Annotated in this window: 15 protein-coding genes; 6 read left to right on the top strand and 9 right to left on the bottom strand. The window is 72.1% G+C overall.

What is annotated here, in order from left to right:
* Positions 1–600, top strand: a 600-nt coding sequence (locus tag MKK60_RS01465; RefSeq protein ID WP_243983588.1) for a DedA family protein, incomplete at its 5' end; no start/stop codon positions are given.
* A 22-nt stretch (positions 601–622) separates the two neighbouring features.
* Here MKK60_RS01465 and rnhA read toward each other — a convergent pair.
* The 6 genes from rnhA to MKK60_RS01435 all read right to left on the bottom strand — a co-directional run bounded on the left by rnhA (position 623) and on the right by MKK60_RS01435 (position 5,919).
* On the bottom strand, positions 623–1,093 hold the full coding sequence (gene rnhA, locus MKK60_RS01460; RefSeq protein WP_147728442.1) for a ribonuclease HI: 471 nt from the start codon (positions 1,091–1,093) through the stop codon (positions 623–625).
* Positions 1,090–2,055 carry a homoserine kinase gene (locus MKK60_RS01455; protein WP_147728443.1) on the bottom strand — a complete coding sequence of 322 codons (966 nt, stop codon included), beginning with the start codon at positions 2,053–2,055 and terminating at the stop codon, positions 1,090–1,092. The genes rnhA and MKK60_RS01455 overlap by 4 nt, the downstream gene beginning before the upstream one ends.
* A gap of 114 nt (positions 2,056–2,169) precedes the next feature.
* Positions 2,170–3,180 carry a 4-hydroxy-3-methylbut-2-enyl diphosphate reductase gene (gene ispH, locus MKK60_RS01450; protein ID WP_147728444.1) on the bottom strand — a complete coding sequence of 337 codons (1,011 nt, stop codon included), beginning with the start codon at positions 3,178–3,180 and terminating at the stop codon, positions 2,170–2,172.
* A gap of 165 nt (positions 3,181–3,345) precedes the next feature.
* Complete coding sequence (locus tag MKK60_RS01445) at positions 3,346–3,753, bottom strand: type II toxin-antitoxin system HicB family antitoxin (protein ID WP_243983587.1); 408 nt, start codon at positions 3,751–3,753, stop codon at positions 3,346–3,348.
* Positions 3,754–3,809: 56 nt separating this feature from the next.
* Positions 3,810–4,019 carry a type II toxin-antitoxin system HicA family toxin gene (locus MKK60_RS01440; protein WP_243983586.1) on the bottom strand — a complete coding sequence of 70 codons (210 nt, stop codon included), beginning with the start codon at positions 4,017–4,019 and terminating at the stop codon, positions 3,810–3,812.
* Positions 4,020–4,230: 211 nt separating this feature from the next.
* Positions 4,231–5,919 (bottom strand): methyl-accepting chemotaxis protein, encoded by a 1,689-nt coding sequence (locus MKK60_RS01435; RefSeq protein ID WP_243983585.1) that lies wholly within the window; start codon positions 5,917–5,919, stop codon positions 4,231–4,233.
* A gap of 257 nt (positions 5,920–6,176) precedes the next feature.
* Between MKK60_RS01435 and MKK60_RS01430 the strand changes: the two genes are divergently transcribed.
* From MKK60_RS01430 to MKK60_RS01420, 3 genes are all read left to right on the top strand, one after another.
* Positions 6,177–8,189 carry a monovalent cation:proton antiporter-2 (CPA2) family protein gene (locus MKK60_RS01430; RefSeq protein ID WP_147859476.1) on the top strand — a complete coding sequence of 671 codons (2,013 nt, stop codon included), beginning with the start codon at positions 6,177–6,179 and terminating at the stop codon, positions 8,187–8,189.
* Positions 8,190–8,403: 214 nt separating this feature from the next.
* Positions 8,404–9,753, top strand: a complete 1,350-nt coding sequence (locus MKK60_RS01425) for an MATE family efflux transporter (protein ID WP_243983589.1) — start codon at positions 8,404–8,406, stop codon at positions 9,751–9,753.
* A 201-nt stretch (positions 9,754–9,954) separates the two neighbouring features.
* A complete protein-coding gene (locus MKK60_RS01420; protein WP_147728603.1) occupies positions 9,955–10,749 on the top strand; it encodes a DUF937 domain-containing protein in 795 nt (264 codons plus the stop codon).
* A gap of 6 nt (positions 10,750–10,755) precedes the next feature.
* Here the strand turns inward: MKK60_RS01420 and MKK60_RS01415 are convergent, their stop codons facing one another.
* From MKK60_RS01415 to MKK60_RS01405, 3 genes are all read right to left on the bottom strand, one after another.
* A complete protein-coding gene (locus MKK60_RS01415) occupies positions 10,756–10,965 on the bottom strand; it encodes a Flp family type IVb pilin (protein WP_147728602.1) in 210 nt (69 codons plus the stop codon).
* Between the two features lie 221 nt (positions 10,966–11,186).
* A complete protein-coding gene (locus MKK60_RS01410; protein WP_147728601.1) occupies positions 11,187–11,483 on the bottom strand; it encodes a DUF3072 domain-containing protein in 297 nt (98 codons plus the stop codon).
* Between the two features lie 110 nt (positions 11,484–11,593).
* Entirely contained in the window at positions 11,594–12,481 is an 888-nt protein-coding gene (locus MKK60_RS01405; RefSeq protein ID WP_147728600.1) for a branched-chain amino acid aminotransferase, read from the bottom strand.
* A 250-nt stretch (positions 12,482–12,731) separates the two neighbouring features.
* Here MKK60_RS01405 and MKK60_RS01400 point away from each other — a divergent pair, with 250 nt between their 5' ends.
* Positions 12,732–13,244 (top strand): MarR family winged helix-turn-helix transcriptional regulator, encoded by a 513-nt coding sequence (locus MKK60_RS01400; RefSeq protein ID WP_147859478.1) that lies wholly within the window; start codon positions 12,732–12,734, stop codon positions 13,242–13,244.
* Positions 13,244–13,957, top strand: a complete 714-nt coding sequence (locus tag MKK60_RS01395; protein WP_147729183.1) for a response regulator — start codon at positions 13,244–13,246, stop codon at positions 13,955–13,957. Before MKK60_RS01400 ends, MKK60_RS01395 begins: the two co-directional genes overlap by 1 nt.
* Positions 13,958–14,463: the final 506 nt, after the last annotated feature.

The following is a 14,463-nucleotide window of genomic DNA, read 5'->3' as shown; positions in this document are numbered from 1 at the left end:
TCCTACGGCTACGTCGCGATCTTCGTCATCATCACCCTGGAGAGCGCCGGCGTGCCGATGCCGGGCGAGACCGTGCTGATCTCCTCGGCCGTCTATGCCGGCAGCACCGGCAACCTCAACATCGCGCTGATCATCGCCGCCGCGGCCGCCGCCGCGATCATCGGCGACAACCTCGGCTACTGGGTCGGCCGGCGCTGGGGCATGCCGCTGCTGCTGCGCTACGGCCGCGTGATCGCCCTCGACCACGGCCGGCTCAAGCTCGGGCAGTACCTGTTCCGCGAGCACGGCGGGAAGATCGTGTTCTTCGGCCGCTTCACCGCGATGCTGCGCGCCTACGCGGCGCTGCTCGCCGGGGTGAACCGGCTCGATGCCCGCCGCTTCATGCTGTTCAACGGGCTCGGCGGCCTCGCCTGGGCGACCAGCATGGGGCTGGGCTCCTACTATTGCGGCCGCTCGATCGAGCAGATCGCCGGCCCCGTCGGGCTGGCGCTGCTGGCCCTGGTGATCTTCGGCGGCCTGGCCCTGTGGCTGTTCGTGCGCCGCCACGAGACGCGGCTGCTCGCCGAAGCCGAGCGCGCGATCCCCGGCCCGCTCGCCTGAGCGGCGCGGGTCCTCCCCCCCCTCAGCGGCGGGTCTTGAACGGCGCCATCGCGGCCACCGCCAGCGCGTCGACGCGGTTGTTCAGCGGGTCGCTGGCGTGGCCCTTGACCCAGTGCCACTCGACCGTGTGGCGGGTGCGCGCCGCGTCGATGCGGCGCCACAGGTCCTCGTTCTTCACCGGCTTCTTGTCGGCGGTGCGCCAGCCCCGCGCCTTCCAGCCGTGGATCCAGCTGGTGACGCCCTGGCGCAGGTACTGCGAGTCGGTGAACACGTCGACGCGGCAGGGGCGCTTGAGCGTCTCCAGCGCCTCGATCGCGGCGAGCAGCTCCATGCGGTTGTTGGTGGTGTGCGCCTCGCCCCCCGAGATCTCGCGGCGCGTGTCGCCGTAGATCAGGATCGCGCCCCAGCCGCCAGGGCCGGGATTTCCCGAGCAGGCCCCGTCCGTGTAGATCTTGACCCGGGTGGGGGCCGCGTCGGTCGCCGCCTCGCTCATCGCGACCATCCGTAGGCCGAGGCGTCCGCGGCCTGCCGGTGGAAGCTCAGGCGGCGGTCGTACTCGCGCGGGTCCTTCGGCTGCACCAGGGCGCCGGGCGGCACGTTCAGCCAGTCGACCAGCCGCGTCAGCATGAACCGCAGCGCCGCGCCGCGGCACAGGATCGGCAGGGCCTCGATCTCGGCGGCCTCCAGCGGGCGCACCGCCTCGTAGCCGGCGATCAGCGCCGCGCCCATGTCGCGGTGGTAGGTGCCCTCAGGAGAGAAGCACCACGCGTTGAGGCAGATCGCGAGGTCGTAGGCGAAGGCGTCGGTGCAGGCGAAGTAGAAGTCGATCAGCCCCGACAACCCGTCGCCGATGAAGAACACGTTGTCGGTGAAGAGATCCGCGTGGATCACCCCGCCGGGCAGGTTCGCCGGCCAGCGCGCCTCGAGCAGGGCGAGGTCGTCGCGGGTGCGCGCGGCGAGCCCGGGCGCGACGCCGTCGGCCTGGCGCTCGGCCTGGTCGAACAGCCCCCGCCAGGCGCCGACCGAGAGGCTGTTGTCGCGGCGCATGCCGAAATCGGCGCCCGCCGCATGGAGCCGGGCCAGGGCGCGTCCGAGCTCGGCACAGTGATGCGCGGTCGGCGCCTTCACCGAGACCCCGTCGAGGAAGCTGACGATCGCCGCCGGGCGGTCGCACAGGGTGCCGAGCGCCGTGCCGTCGCGGTTGCGGATCGGCTGCGGGCAGGCCAGCCCGCGGCTCGCCAGGTGCTCCATCAGGCCGATGAAGAACGGCAGGTCGCCGGCCCGCACCCGCTTCTCGTACAGGGTGAGGATGTAGGCGCCGCCGGTGGTGTGCAGGAAGAAGTTGGTGTTCTCGACCCCTTCCGCGATGCCCTTGTAGGAGAGCAGCCCGCCGATCTCGTAATCCGCGAGGAAGTCGGTCAGCGCCGCGTCGGATACCTCGGTGTAGACGGCCACGGCGCTTCTTTTCTACGGATCTTCAGATCAATCGGCACGCGACGATGTTCCCCGCCGGCCCGAGCCGGCGAGATGGGCGGGCGATGGCACCCGCCGCCCAAAGTCGCAGAGAACCTACTCGGCGGCTTCGCTGCGCAGCTCGCGCGGCAGCGGGAAGACCATGTCCTCGACCACGGTCTGCACCGTGTCGACCGTCACCGTGTAGCGGGCGGCGAAGGCGTCGATGATCTCCTCGACCAGCACCTCGGGGGCCGAGGCGCCGGCGGTGAGGCCGAGCTTGGTGATGCCCTCGAAGGCGGGCCAGTCGATCTCCTCGGCGCGGAGCACGAGGCGGGTGATCGGGCAGCCGACGCGCTCGGCGACCTCGCGCAGGCGCTGCGAGTTCGAGGAGTTCGAGGAGCCGACGACGATCAGCGCGTCGACCAGCGGCGCGATCTGCTTCACCGCCTCCTGGCGGTTGGTGGTGGCGTAGCAGATGTCGTCCTTGTGCGGCCCGGTGATGGTCGGGAACTTCGCCTTCAGGGCGGCGACGATGTGCAGGGTGTCGTCGACCGACAGCGTCGTCTGGGTGACCCAGGCAAGGTTGTTCGGGTTCTCGGGCTCGAGCGCGGCGATCTGCTCGAGGTCCTCGACCAGGGTGATCGAGCCCTTGGGCAGCTGGCCCATGGTGCCGACGACCTCCGGGTGGCCGGAATGGCCGACGAGGAGCACGTGGCGGCCGCGCTTGTGGTGGATCTCGGCCTCGCGGTGGACCTTGGTCACCAGCGGGCAGGTGGCGTCGATGGTGATGAGGCCGCGGGTGTCGGCGTTGGCCGGCACGGTCTTGGCCACGCCGTGGGCGGAGAAGATCACCGGCGCCTCGCCGTCGGGGACCTCGTCGAGCTCGCGCACGAACACCGCGCCTTTGCGCTTCAGGCTCTCGACCACGTACTTGTTGTGCACGATCTCGTGGCGGACGTAGACCGGCGGCCCGTAGATCGCGAGCGCGCGCTCGACCACGTCGATCGCCCGCACCACGCCGGCGCAGAAGCCGCGGGGGGCCGCGAGCAGGATCTCCAGCGGCGGCTTTGCTGCGGTTGCGGACGCCCCGTCCGAGGCGGTGTCGAGATTCGTGATGGCGCTCATGATCCGGGATGTGGCGAGGAGGGGCCCGCCCTGTCAACCGGGCGGCCGCGGCAAACCCGCCGCGTGGGCACGCGCTATAGCACGTTTGCCGGCGCGGGTGACCCCCGGCGCCGGCGTTCGTCGAAGGGTGGGGATTCGGGGGCGCTGCGCGGGTCGCGTCGGGCTTCAGGTCCCGGCGCCGACGAGCCGCGCCTTGGCGGCCGAGGCGAGAAAGCCGGATCGGGTCTCGCCGGCCGAGGCGGCCGCGCGATCGATCCGCTTCAGCAGATTCTCCTCGACCGAGATGTTCACCCGCACGGCGCGCCCGGGGAGGTCGACGTCGATGAGGGCGACGATCGCATCGGCGCTGTCCTCGCGGAACACGCGATCGCGGCGCAGCGCGTCGAGCGAGCGGATGCCGGGGATCGGCTCGCCATCCTCGGCCAGGCTGCCGACATGGAAGGCCAGCATCTCGGCCGCCTTCACGTAGAGCGTGTCGAGGTCGTCCGCGCCGGTGGTGGCGCCGGGGAAATCGGGGAACGAGGCGCCGTAGTTTCCGGCCTCGCCGTGGATCAGCATGACAACACGGGCCATGGGCGGTGCTTCCCGTCGGGCCGACGATCCGGCCTCATCCTCGAAGGGCGGAGGCGTCACCACGCCCACCCGGCTTGCCGATACACGCTTCGCAGCGTGCCGATCGCCTGCTCGCGCCGACCGGCATCCACCGTCACCCGTCCCGGCCTGGTCGGATGCTTGAGCTGGACATGGTCGCCCGGGCCCTTCCGCGCGATCCCCCATCCGTCGTCATCGAGAGCGGCCAGCAGGTCGCGGGTCTTGGAGAGGCGGACGCGAGGCGGCATGGCGATCCCGTCCGGGTCGCTCGCTGCGGTCGCAGCGCGGTCGATCCGCGGGCCTGCAAGCCGGATTATAAGCGTCGCCCATCGTTGCGCAAGCTTGTGTATGGCAAGCGCGCGTGCGGACGGCGCGATCGGCAGCGCGCGCCTGCCGTCCGACCTTCGTGACCGCGCGTCCCGCAACCGGGACGCGACCGCCGCCCCCTCCGGCCCCGCCTCAGGCGGCGCGGAGCGAAGCCAGCATGCGGCTCATCTCGGCGTTGAGGTGCTCGGACTGGCGCGACAGCTCGGTGGCGGAGGTCAGCACCTGCGAGGCCGCGGCGCCGGTCTCGTCGGCCGCCGCCGCGAGCCCGCCGATGTTGGCCGTCACCGCCCCCGTCCCGGAGGCCGCCTCGCCGACGTTGCGCACGATCTCCTGGGTCGCCGCGCCCTGCTCCTCCACCGCCGCCGCGATCGAGGCCGACACCCCGGAGATCTCCCGGATCCGTCCCGCGATCGCGTCGATCGCCGCGACCGCCTGGCGGGTCGAGTCCTGGATCCGCCCGATCTGGCTGCCGATCTCGCCGGTGGCCCGCGCCGTCTGCGCGGCGAGCTCCTTCACCTCGGCCGCCACCACCGCGAAGCCGCGGCCGGCCTCGCCGGCGCGCGCCGCCTCGATCGTGGCGTTCAGGGCGAGCAGGTTGGTCTGCCCGGCGATCGACGAGATCATCGCCACCACGTCGCCGATCCGGGCCGCCGCCTCGCTCAGGTCCTGCACCACGGCCGCCGTCTGCGCCGCCTCGGCCACCGCCCCCTGCGCCAGCGCCGAGGAGCCGCCGACCTGCCGCCCGATCTCCAGCACCGACGAGCCGAGCTCCTCGGCCGCCGCCGCCACCGTGTTGACGTTCGAGGCCGCCTCCTCGGCGGCCATCGCCACCGTCGTCGACTGCGATGCCGTCTGCGTCGCGGTCGCCGTCATGCTCTGCGCCGTCGCCTGCAGCTCGGTCGCCGCCGCGGTCACCGTCGCGACGATGCCGCCGACCGAGCGCTCGAAGGTGTCGGCCATCTGCCGCATCGCGGCCTTGCGCTGCGCCTCCGCGCCGGCCCGCGCCAGGGCGGTCTCGCTCTCCAGCGCCCGCATGCGCAGCAGCGCAGCCTTGAACACCTGCACCGCGTCGGCGATGCGGCCCATCTCGGTGCGCGTGCCCTGGAGCGGGATCGCGGTCTCGAGGTCGCCCTCGGCCAGAGCCTGCATCGGCCGGACGACGCGGTCGATCCCGCGGCCGATGCCGGCGATCAGCAGCACGGCCATCGCGACCGCCAGGGCCAGGGCCGTCCCGAGGGCCGCGACCATCCAGAACCGGGTGCGCGCGACGGATGCTGCGGCGGACGCTTCCGCGCGCGCGGCGCCCTCCGTGTTGAGGGCGATGATCCTCTCCAGGGCGATCGAGGCGTTGCGGCGCGCGCCGATCCCCTTGCTCTGGTAGGCGAGCAGCGCCTCGGCCTTCTCGCCGGCGCGGGAATGGGCGAGGATCGGCGCCTCGGTCGCGGTGAAGGCGCCCCACTCGCGCAGGAAGGTCTCGTACAGCGCCCGCTCCTCGGGCTGCGCGATGCCGCGCGCGTAGGCGGCCATCCCGGTCTCGATCGCCTGGCCGCGCTGGGCGATGTCGCCCTCGATGGCGGCCAGCGCCTTCGGCTCGGTGGTGAGCATGTGCCGCAGCAGGCTGGTGGTGTACCGCCCGGTCAGCGCGTCGAGGGCGCCGGCGTCGCGGACGTTCGGCAGCCACCGCGTCTGCACGTCGACCAGCCGTTCCTCGACCGTCGCGATGCCGGACAGGCCGGCGAGCCCGAGCCCGAGCACGAACAGGGTCAGCGTCGCGAAGGCGGCGACGAGCCGCGTGCGGATCGAAACATTTCTCAGGGACACGCGCGACTCCGGGAATAAAGTCTTCATGGGCTTCGGCGCCCGAACATTTGCTCGCAATAAAGTATAGGTGGCCCGCGTTAAGGAATACAAAAGCGCAATCCCGATCCGTGCCCGACGCCCGGGGGACGGCGTCCCGCGCCGGCCGTTCCGGCGGGCCCGCGCGCCGGCCGGGTGACGAACGGCACCCGCAAGGCCCTCGCGCCTCCGCGCCGTCCGCGGTAAGGGCAGGACGTCCCGTCCTCGCGATCAGGCGCTTCATGGCGAGCCCGGCCGAACATGCGAGCTTCCTGCCGCCGGTGCTGACGTTCCTGTCGGCGGCGGTGATCGGCGTGCCGATCTTCCGGCTGCTCGGGCAGAGCGCGGTGCTGGGCTACCTCGTCGCCGGGGTGCTGATCGGCCCGTCCGGCCTGTCGCTGATCGCCGAGCCCGAGACGGCGGCGAGCGTCGCCGAGATCGGCGTGGTGCTGCTGCTGTTCATCGTCGGGCTCGAACTGCACCTGTCGCAGCTCGTCTCGATGCGCCGCGACATCTTCGGGCTCGGCACGGCGCAGCTCGTCGTCTGCGCGATCGTGCTCGGGGGCCTCGGCGTGCTGCTCGGCGCGGCGCCCAGCGCCAGCGGCATCATCGGCATCACGCTGGCGCTCTCGGCCACCGCGGTGGCGCTGCAGCTCCTGGAGGAGCGCGGCGACCTCGGCACCGCCTACGGCAGCCGCGCCTTCGCGGTGCTGCTGTTCCAGGACATCGCCGTCGTCGGCATCCTGGCGCTGATGCCGCTCCTGGCATCGGCCGGCGGCGGCAGCGGCGCGCCCTGGCTCGGGGACGCGGCGCTCTCCACCGGCAAGGCGCTGGCGGCGATCGTCGCCGTGGTGCTCGTCGGCCGCTACGGCCTGAACCGCTTCTTCCGCCTGCTCGCCGCGAGCGGCGCCCGCGAGGTGATGACGGCGGCGGCCCTCCTGGTGGTGCTCGGCACCGCGCTGCTGATGGCCGAGGTCGGCCTGTCGATGGCGATGGGCGCGTTCCTGGCCGGCATCCTGCTGTCGGAATCGAACTTCCGCCACCAGCTCGAGGCCGACATCGAGCCGTTCCGCGGCATGCTGCTAGGCCTGTTCTTCATGAGCGTCGGCATGTCGATCGACGGCGGGCTGGTGCGCGCGGTCTGGCCGCTGCTGTTCGGGGCGACCTTCGCGGCGATCCTGGTCAAGGTCGCGCTGGTGGCCGGGCTGTTCCGCCTGTTCGGCTCGACCTGGCTCGACGCGGTGCGCGGCGCCGCGATCCTGGCGCCGGCCGGCGAGTTCGCCTTCGTGCTGCTGCCGCTCGCCGGCTCGCTGGGCTTGACCGACGCCACCGCCACGCGCTTCGCGGTGGCGCTCGCCGCCCTCACCATGCTGATCGGCCCGGTGGCGGCCAAGGGCCTCGACAAGGCGCTCGACCTCGCCCGCGCCCGCCGCGGCGGCGAGGCGCTGCCGGCCACCGACGTGGTCGAGAGCGCCGAGGCCCGCGTCCTGGTGATCGGCTTCGGCCGGTTCGGGCAGATCCTGACGCAGGTGCTGCTCGCCGAGGGCATCGGCGTCACGGTGATCGACAAGGACGTCGAGCAGATCCGCTCGGCCTCGCGCTTCGGCTTCCGGATCTACTACGGCGACGGCACCCGCCTCGACGTGCTGCGCGCCGCCGGCATCGGCCGGGTCGACCTGGTGTGCCTGTGCATCGACGACGCCGAGGCGGCGCTGAAGATCGTCGACATCGTCCACGAGGAGTTCGAGTCGGTCCGCACCTACGTCCGGGCCTACGACCGGATGCACGCCGTCGAGCTGATGAACCGCGACGTCGACTTCCACATCCGCGAGACCGCCGAATCCGCCCTGGTGTTCGGCCGTGCGACGCTGGAGGGCCTCGGGCTGTCCGCCGACGCCGCCGCCGCGCGGGTCGAGGACGTGCGCAAGCGCGACGTCGCCCGCCTCGTGCTGCAGCAGGCCGGGGCGCTCCCCGAGGGCGGCGGCTGGCTGCGCGGCATCGGCGTGCCCGAGATGAAGCCGGAGCCGCTCACCGCCCCGCAGCGCCCGGCCCGCGCGCTCTCGGCCGAGACCCGCGACATCATCGGCAACGACCGCCGCGAGGCCGCCGGCCGCATGCTCGACCGGCCGCCGGTCGACACCGCCGAGCGCGAGGCCGAGCGCGAGGCCGAGGCCGCGGCGCAGGCGGAGGCGGACGCCCAGGCTGCGCGCGCGATCCGCACGCCGGCGATGGAGGTCCAGAGCGGTGAGCGGTGAGGCGGACGCCGCCCTTCCCCCTCCCCCTGAAGCGGGGAAGGGTCCCCCCCGCAGCAGGGGGAGAGAGCGGAGCGCGTCGTCCGGAGACGGCGCTCCCCTCTCACGGCCCTCGCCGACGCGAGACCCTCCCTCCCCCGCTTCGGGGGGAGGGAAGACCGTGCCACCCGATGCCGGCCGCTTCGTCACCGGCTCGATCCTGCGCCACGTGGTGGTGATGAGCGCCACCGGCTCGATCGGCCTGATGGCGGTGTTCGTCGTCGACCTGCTGTCGCTGCTCAACGTGTCGAAGCTCGGCGACACCGACCTCACCGCCGCGGTCGGCTTCGCCGCGATCGTCCAGTTCTTCGCCATCGCCATCAACATCGGCCTGATGATCGCCGCCGGCGCCCTGGTCAGCCGCGCGATCGGCGCCGGCGACCGGGACGGCGCGCGGCGGATCGCGACCTCGTCGACGCTGCTCGGGCTCGCCGCCTCCGCCCTCCTCGTGGCGCTGCTGCTGCCGCTGTCGGACCCGCTGCTGCGGGCGATCGGCGCGGAGGGCGAGACGCTGACCGTGGCCGAGCGCTTCCTCTGGATCGCCCTGCCCTCGAACGTGCTGATGGGCCCGGGGATGATGTTCTCCGGGCTGCTGCGCGCGGTCGGCGCCGCGCGCCAGGCGATGTTCGTGACGCTCGGCGGCGCGCTGGTGACGGTGGGGCTCGATCCGCTGCTGATCTTCGGGGCCGGGCTCGGGGTCGACGGGGCGGCGATCACCACCTGCGTGGCGCGCGCCACCTTCGCGCTGATCGGCTGGCACGGGGTGCGCCAGCACCGGATGCTGGCGCCCGCGAGCCTCGCGGCGACGGTCGCCGACGCGCCGCTGGTGTTCCGGATCGCGCTGCCGGCGGTGCTCACCAACCTCGCGCCGTCGGTGGCGAGCGCCTTCCTCGCCCACGTGCTCGCCCGCTACGGCGCGGTGGCGGTGGCGGCCAACGTGGTGATTGACCGGCTCACCCCGGTGGCCTTCGGCGGGCTGTTCGCCCTGTCGGGCTCGATCGGCCCGATCCTCGGCCAGAACTGGGGCGCCCGCCGCTTCGACCGGATGCGCGGCGTGCTCCGCGACGGCGCGCTCGTGACCTTCCTCTACGTGGCGGTGGTGTGGGCCGCCCTGGTGCTCGCCCGCGGCCCGCTGATGCGGCTGTTCGCGCTCGACGGGGTCGCCGCCGACCTGTTCGGCTTCTTCTGCCTCGTCAGCGGCGGGGTGTGGTTCTTCAACGGCCTGCTGTTCCTGGCCAACGCCGCGTTCAACAACCTCGGCTTCCCGTTCCGCTCGACCCTGCTCAACTGGGGCCGGGCGACGCTGGGCACGATGCCGCCGGCGCTCGCGGGCGCCGCCCTGTACGGGCCGCGCGGGGTTCTCGCCGGCGTCGGCATCGGCTCGCTCGCCTTCGGGCTGGCCGGCATCCTGATGGTCGCCCGCACGGTCACGCTGCTCGAGCGCGACGTCGTGGTGCCGGCGCGCGCGCCCGATCCCGAGGCGAGCGTCGCCGCCGCCGGCCCGGCCCATGGCGGCGCGCTGGTGTAGCGCGCCGCGTCGCGTCGGCAGGCGCGACGTCCCGGGCATCCCGGCCGGGACGCGATCCCCGGTGGATGCGCGGCGCCGATCGCGCCGGGACGCGCCCGAACGTTGGCCGGCAACTGGCCAGCGGCGTCGATAAGGGTCTAGACTTGGAACGCGCGGCCCGCGATGCGGTTTTCCGCGCGGCGAACAGACCAAGGCCGCGTGATGTTCAACCCGCTCGACATGCTTCAGGCCCAGAACGGCGCCGGGATGCAGAGTGTGGCCCAGCAGTTCGGCCTCACCCCCGAGCAGACGCGCCGGGCGATGGAGGCCCTGATGCCGGCCTTCGCGCTCGGGCTGCAGCGCAGCGCCGTCCCTGACCCGACCGGCCTGTCGCAGATGTTCGGGCTGGCCGGCGCCCGCCCCGCCGCGAGCCCGGCACCCAGCCCGGCCGAGACCATGCTCGGGCAGATGTTCGGCTCGCCGGCCCTCACCCAGGCGATCCTGCAGCAGGCCTCCTCGGCCAGCGGCGTCGGCTCGCAGGTGCTGCGCCAGATGCTGCCGATGATGGCCGGCGCGGTGGTCGCGAGCATCGTCCACATGCTGCTGAACCAGCAGGCTCCGGAGGCCAAGCCGGCGCCCGCCCCGGCGCCCTCGCCGTTCGCGGTCGCGCCGGGCTGGGCCGAGATGATGAAGGCGTTCGTCCCGGCGCAGGCCGCGCCGGAGGCGCAGAAGCAGGCCGCCAGGCCCCCGGTCTCGAAGCCCCAGGTCTCGAAGCCCGCACCGAAGCCGGAACCCGATGCCGCCGGCGGCATGTTCCAGCAGATGCTGAAGACCGGCGCCGAGGTTCAGGAACAGAACGTCAAGGCGATGCAGGGCCTGTTCGAGGCGTTCTGGGCCGAGGCCGACCCGGCCAAGGCGGCCGCGGCCAAGCCCTCGGGCACGACGCCGAACGCCGACCCCGCCTCGGAGCCGGACGCGTCGCACCGGTCGCGCAAGGGCCGGCCGGGGACGCGCTGAGGTTGGTCAGTTCTGGCTGACCGCGTTTCCGATGGTCTGGTAGACGGTGCTGACCTTGGACGCGTAGAGGCGCAGGCTGCCGACGATGGCCAGGAAGACCAGCCCCGAGATCAGGGCGTACTCGATGCTCGTCGCGCCGCGCGCGTCGGCGGCGAAGCGGCGCTTCGGCGGCACGGCTCCGGCCCCTTTCGACAGTTCGACGGCCGTCCTCGACATCGATGATCGCCTTCCTCGGCCGAACCGGCACACGGCGACCCTACCCGCGCGACCTTGAGGATGTTTTAACTCGATCGGCGACGGGCGACGGTCGCAGCATCCGCCGCAGCAGGATCCGTGCGACCGGCCGTTATGCGGGTCCCCTCCCCCGCTTGCGGCGAGAGGGGATGGGCGCTCGGGCGACCCGTCGGGAGCGGGCCCCGCGGGCGCCTTCGCTCCGCTCAGCCGTGGCCGGCTTCCTTGCGCAGGGCGTCGATGCGCTTGGAGGCCTCGGCCTTGTCGATGTCGGGATCGAACGCCTCGGGCTCCTTGGTCTCCTCCGACAGGGTCTTGAGATAGGAGGCCTGCGCACCGGTCATCGGCTCGCCGCCGGTGGTCCACTGGTCGGGATCCTTGATCTGGTTCGACACGTCCTTCGGGTCGGTCTTCGGGTTCTCGTTCGAAGCGGACTTCGTGTCGGACTTGGCGTCGGACTTCGAATCGGACTTCGCCGTGGTCTTGGCAGCGGCCTTGGTCATCGGGCACTCACGCGTTCATGGAATGTTCCGTCAGAACGCGGCCCGCATCCCCGAGGTTCCCCGCCGGCCGGAACCGGCGGGGGATAAGGCGCCTCAGGCCGCGCGAACCTTCAGGCTGCGCGCGCCTGCGGCTGCACCTCGGCGAGGTAGTCGTCCATCAGCGTGCGGGTGATCGCGCCCGGCGCGAACCGGTAGGGCCCGATCTCGGAGACCGGGGTGACCTCGGCGGCCGAGCCGGTGATGAAGCATTCCGAGAAGTCGGCCATCTCCTCGGGGCGGATGCGGCGCTCGGTGACCGCGAGGCCGCGGCGGCGGGCCAGCTCGATCACCGTCTGCCGGGTGATGCCGTTGAGGAAGCGGTCGGCGGTGGGGGTGTGGATCGCCCCGTCGCGGATGAAGAACACGTTGGCGCCGGTGCACTCGGCGACGTTGTCCTCGAAGTCGAGCATCAGCGCGTCGGCATAGCCCTTGTTCTCGGCCCGGTGCTTGGAGATCGTGCAGATCATGTACAGGCCCGCCGCCTTCGAGGCGCAGGGGGCGGTGCGGGGGTCGGGCCGGCGATACTCGGCGATGTCGAGGCGGATGCCCTTCATCTTGGTGGCGGCGTCGAAGTAGCTCGGCCATTCCCAGGCGGCGATCGCCAGGTGGATGGTGTTGCCCTGGGCCGAGACACCCATCATCTCCGAGCCGCGCCAGGCGACCGGGCGGAGATACGCGTCCTGCAGGCCGCTGACCTTGAGCACGGCCTCCTTGGCCGCGACGATCTCGGCGGCCGAATACGGCACCGCGAAGTCGAGCAGCTCGGCGGAGCGGCGCAGGCGCTCGGCATGGGCGAGGCTCTTGAAGATCACCCCGCCATAGGCGCGCTCGCCCTCGAACACCGACGAGCCGTAATGCAGCCCGTGGCTCAGCACGTGGATCTTGGCGTCCCGCCACGGCACCATGGCGCCGTCGAACCAGATGGTGCCCTCGCGCTCGTCGAACGGGATCACGGACATGGGAACGTCTTCCTGGAAATCGTCGCGGCCCGCGCAACCTGCGGGCCCTTCGGCGGGGACGATGTCGATGGGCGCGCATGCGGGCGGCGCCGGCGGGGTTGACGGGTACCAACCGGCCTGGAATATGTCAACGACACTGACGTATATCGCGCGCACGCTCCTCCTTCCCATCCTCTCCGCTCCGACGTCCTTCGCGCCGACGTTCGTCTCCTCTCCCGCCCTTCGCGCCGCAACCGGACCCGGGCCGCACGTGACATCTCCCGCCCTCCGCGAACGCAAGGACGCCGCCGAGCCGGCCGCCGCCTGCAGCAGCGACGACCTGATCGAGCTCCTGTTCTTCGCCTATCGCGACTTCGTCGGCGATCCGGACCGGATCCTGGCCGAGTACGGCTTCGGCCGGGCGCACCACCGGGTGCTGCACTTCGTCGACCGCTATCCCGGCCTGACCATCGCCGAATTGCTCGACATCCTGCGCATCACCAAGCAGAGCCTCAACCGGGTGCTGAAGGACCTGATCGGCCAGGGCTACATCGCCCAGCGGCCCGGCACCCAGGACCGGCGCCAGCGCCTGCTCACCTGCACGCCGAGCGGCGCGGCGCTGGCCGCCGACCTCACCCGCGTGCAGGCGCGGCGGCTGGCCCGCGCGCTGGCCTCGCCGGAGGATGCGGCCGCCCCCGAGAGCTTCCTGATGGCGATGATCGAGCCCGACGAGCGCGCGGTGGTGCGCCGCCTGATGGCCCGCCGCGGCGGCGGGGCCGCCTGATGGCCGCCCATGCCCGCACCGAGCTCTCCGACGGGGCGCCGCACGTCCTCGTGGTCGACGACGACCGGCGCCTGCGCGAGCTGCTCGCCCGCTACCTCGCCGAGCAGGGGTTCCGCGTCACCGCCGCCGCGAGCGCGGCCGAGGCGCGGGCCAAGGCGCAGAGCCTGGTCTTCGACGCGATGGTGCTCGACGTGATGATGCCGGGCGAGGACGGCTTCGCCTATGCGCGCAGCGTGCGCGAGACCTCGCGCGTGCCGATCCTGATGCTCACCGCCCGCTCCAACCCGAACGACCGGGTGATGGGCCTCGAGATCGGCGCCGACGACTACCTGCCGAAGCCGTTCGAGCCGCGCGAGCTGACGCTCCGGCTCACCAACATCATCAACCGGGCGTCGGGCCCGCGCCGCGACACCGGCACCGGCGACGTGGTGACCTTCGGGCCGTTCTCCTACCGGATCGAGCGCGGGGAGCTGCGCCGCGAGGACGAGATGATCCGCATCACCGAGCGCGAGCGCGAGATCCTGACGATCCTGGCCGGCGCCCACGGCGCCAACGTCGAGCGCGAGGTGCTGGCCGGAGGCGGGGGCCTCGCCGCCGAGCGCACCATCGACGTGCAGATCAACCGCCTGCGCCGCAAGACCGAGGTCGACCCGGCCAACCCGACCTTCCTGCAGACCGTGCGCGGGGTGGGGTATCGGCTCGCGGTGGATTGAGGGGCGCCATCGTCCCTCCCTTTTCCCATTGCGAGCGAAGGAAGGAGAGGGGCGCCCTTCCGATGGTGAAAATCTGACGCCTGATCCTCGCCCCGAACGTTCGCAACAGGTCAAGCCCAGACCCAGGACATCGCTGCCATCGATTAGATTTTGACCACTAGGTATAGCTCAAGGATGCTGCCAAGCTGTTTTCCATGGAAACGACCATTTGATCGTAGGTCAGGACCACGGCGGGGTGACCTTCGACCTTGAGGCTATTGCGGCGGTGCGCGAACCGCTTCCGCTCGACATCGTCACGGAGGCTGGCGTCCCGTCCGCAGATCACGGCATAGGCGGTGGTCTCGATCGGCCCGCCGAACCCGGACGTAAGACCCCGTTTCATAATGGGCAGAACAGCTTAGCTATTGGGTGAGCGGCGAGCATCGCGGGCGTTGGGAGAGTGTCTGACGCTCACCCAGGAACCCCGATGTGGACGCCCGCCGCCCGCGCCGAGCTTGCGCGCGAGA

The organism is Methylobacterium sp. J-092 (genome assembly GCF_022829325.1).
Taxonomy (GTDB): Bacteria; Pseudomonadota; Alphaproteobacteria; order Rhizobiales; family Beijerinckiaceae; genus Methylobacterium.
Note: the sequence above shows the minus strand (reverse complement) of the source record. Positions and strands in the feature narration are given on the sequence as shown.

Bases quoted from the DNA above. Each gene is read 5' to 3' on its own strand.
- rnhA (WP_147728442.1), bottom strand. From the start codon at position 1,093: ATGAGCGAGGCGGCGACCGACGCGGCCCCCACCCGGGTCAAGATCTAC.
- ispH (WP_147728444.1), bottom strand. From the start codon at position 3,180: ATGAGCGCCATCACGAATCTCGACACCGCCTCGGACGGGGCGTCCGCA.
- MKK60_RS01445 (WP_243983587.1), bottom strand. From the start codon at position 3,753: ATGGCCCGTGTTGTCATGCTGATCCACGGCGAGGCCGGAAACTACGGC.
- MKK60_RS01440 (WP_243983586.1), bottom strand. From the start codon at position 4,019: ATGCCGCCTCGCGTCCGCCTCTCCAAGACCCGCGACCTGCTGGCCGCT.
- MKK60_RS01430 (WP_147859476.1), top strand. From the start codon at position 6,177: ATGGCGAGCCCGGCCGAACATGCGAGCTTCCTGCCGCCGGTGCTGACG.
- MKK60_RS01425 (WP_243983589.1), top strand. From the start codon at position 8,404: ATGAGCGCCACCGGCTCGATCGGCCTGATGGCGGTGTTCGTCGTCGAC.
- MKK60_RS01420 (WP_147728603.1), top strand. From the start codon at position 9,955: ATGTTCAACCCGCTCGACATGCTTCAGGCCCAGAACGGCGCCGGGATG.
- MKK60_RS01415 (WP_147728602.1), bottom strand. From the start codon at position 10,965: ATGTCGAGGACGGCCGTCGAACTGTCGAAAGGGGCCGGAGCCGTGCCG.
- MKK60_RS01410 (WP_147728601.1), bottom strand. From the start codon at position 11,483: ATGACCAAGGCCGCTGCCAAGACCACGGCGAAGTCCGATTCGAAGTCC.
- MKK60_RS01405 (WP_147728600.1), bottom strand. From the start codon at position 12,481: ATGTCCGTGATCCCGTTCGACGAGCGCGAGGGCACCATCTGGTTCGAC.
- MKK60_RS01395 (WP_147729183.1), top strand. From the start codon at position 13,244: ATGGCCGCCCATGCCCGCACCGAGCTCTCCGACGGGGCGCCGCACGTC.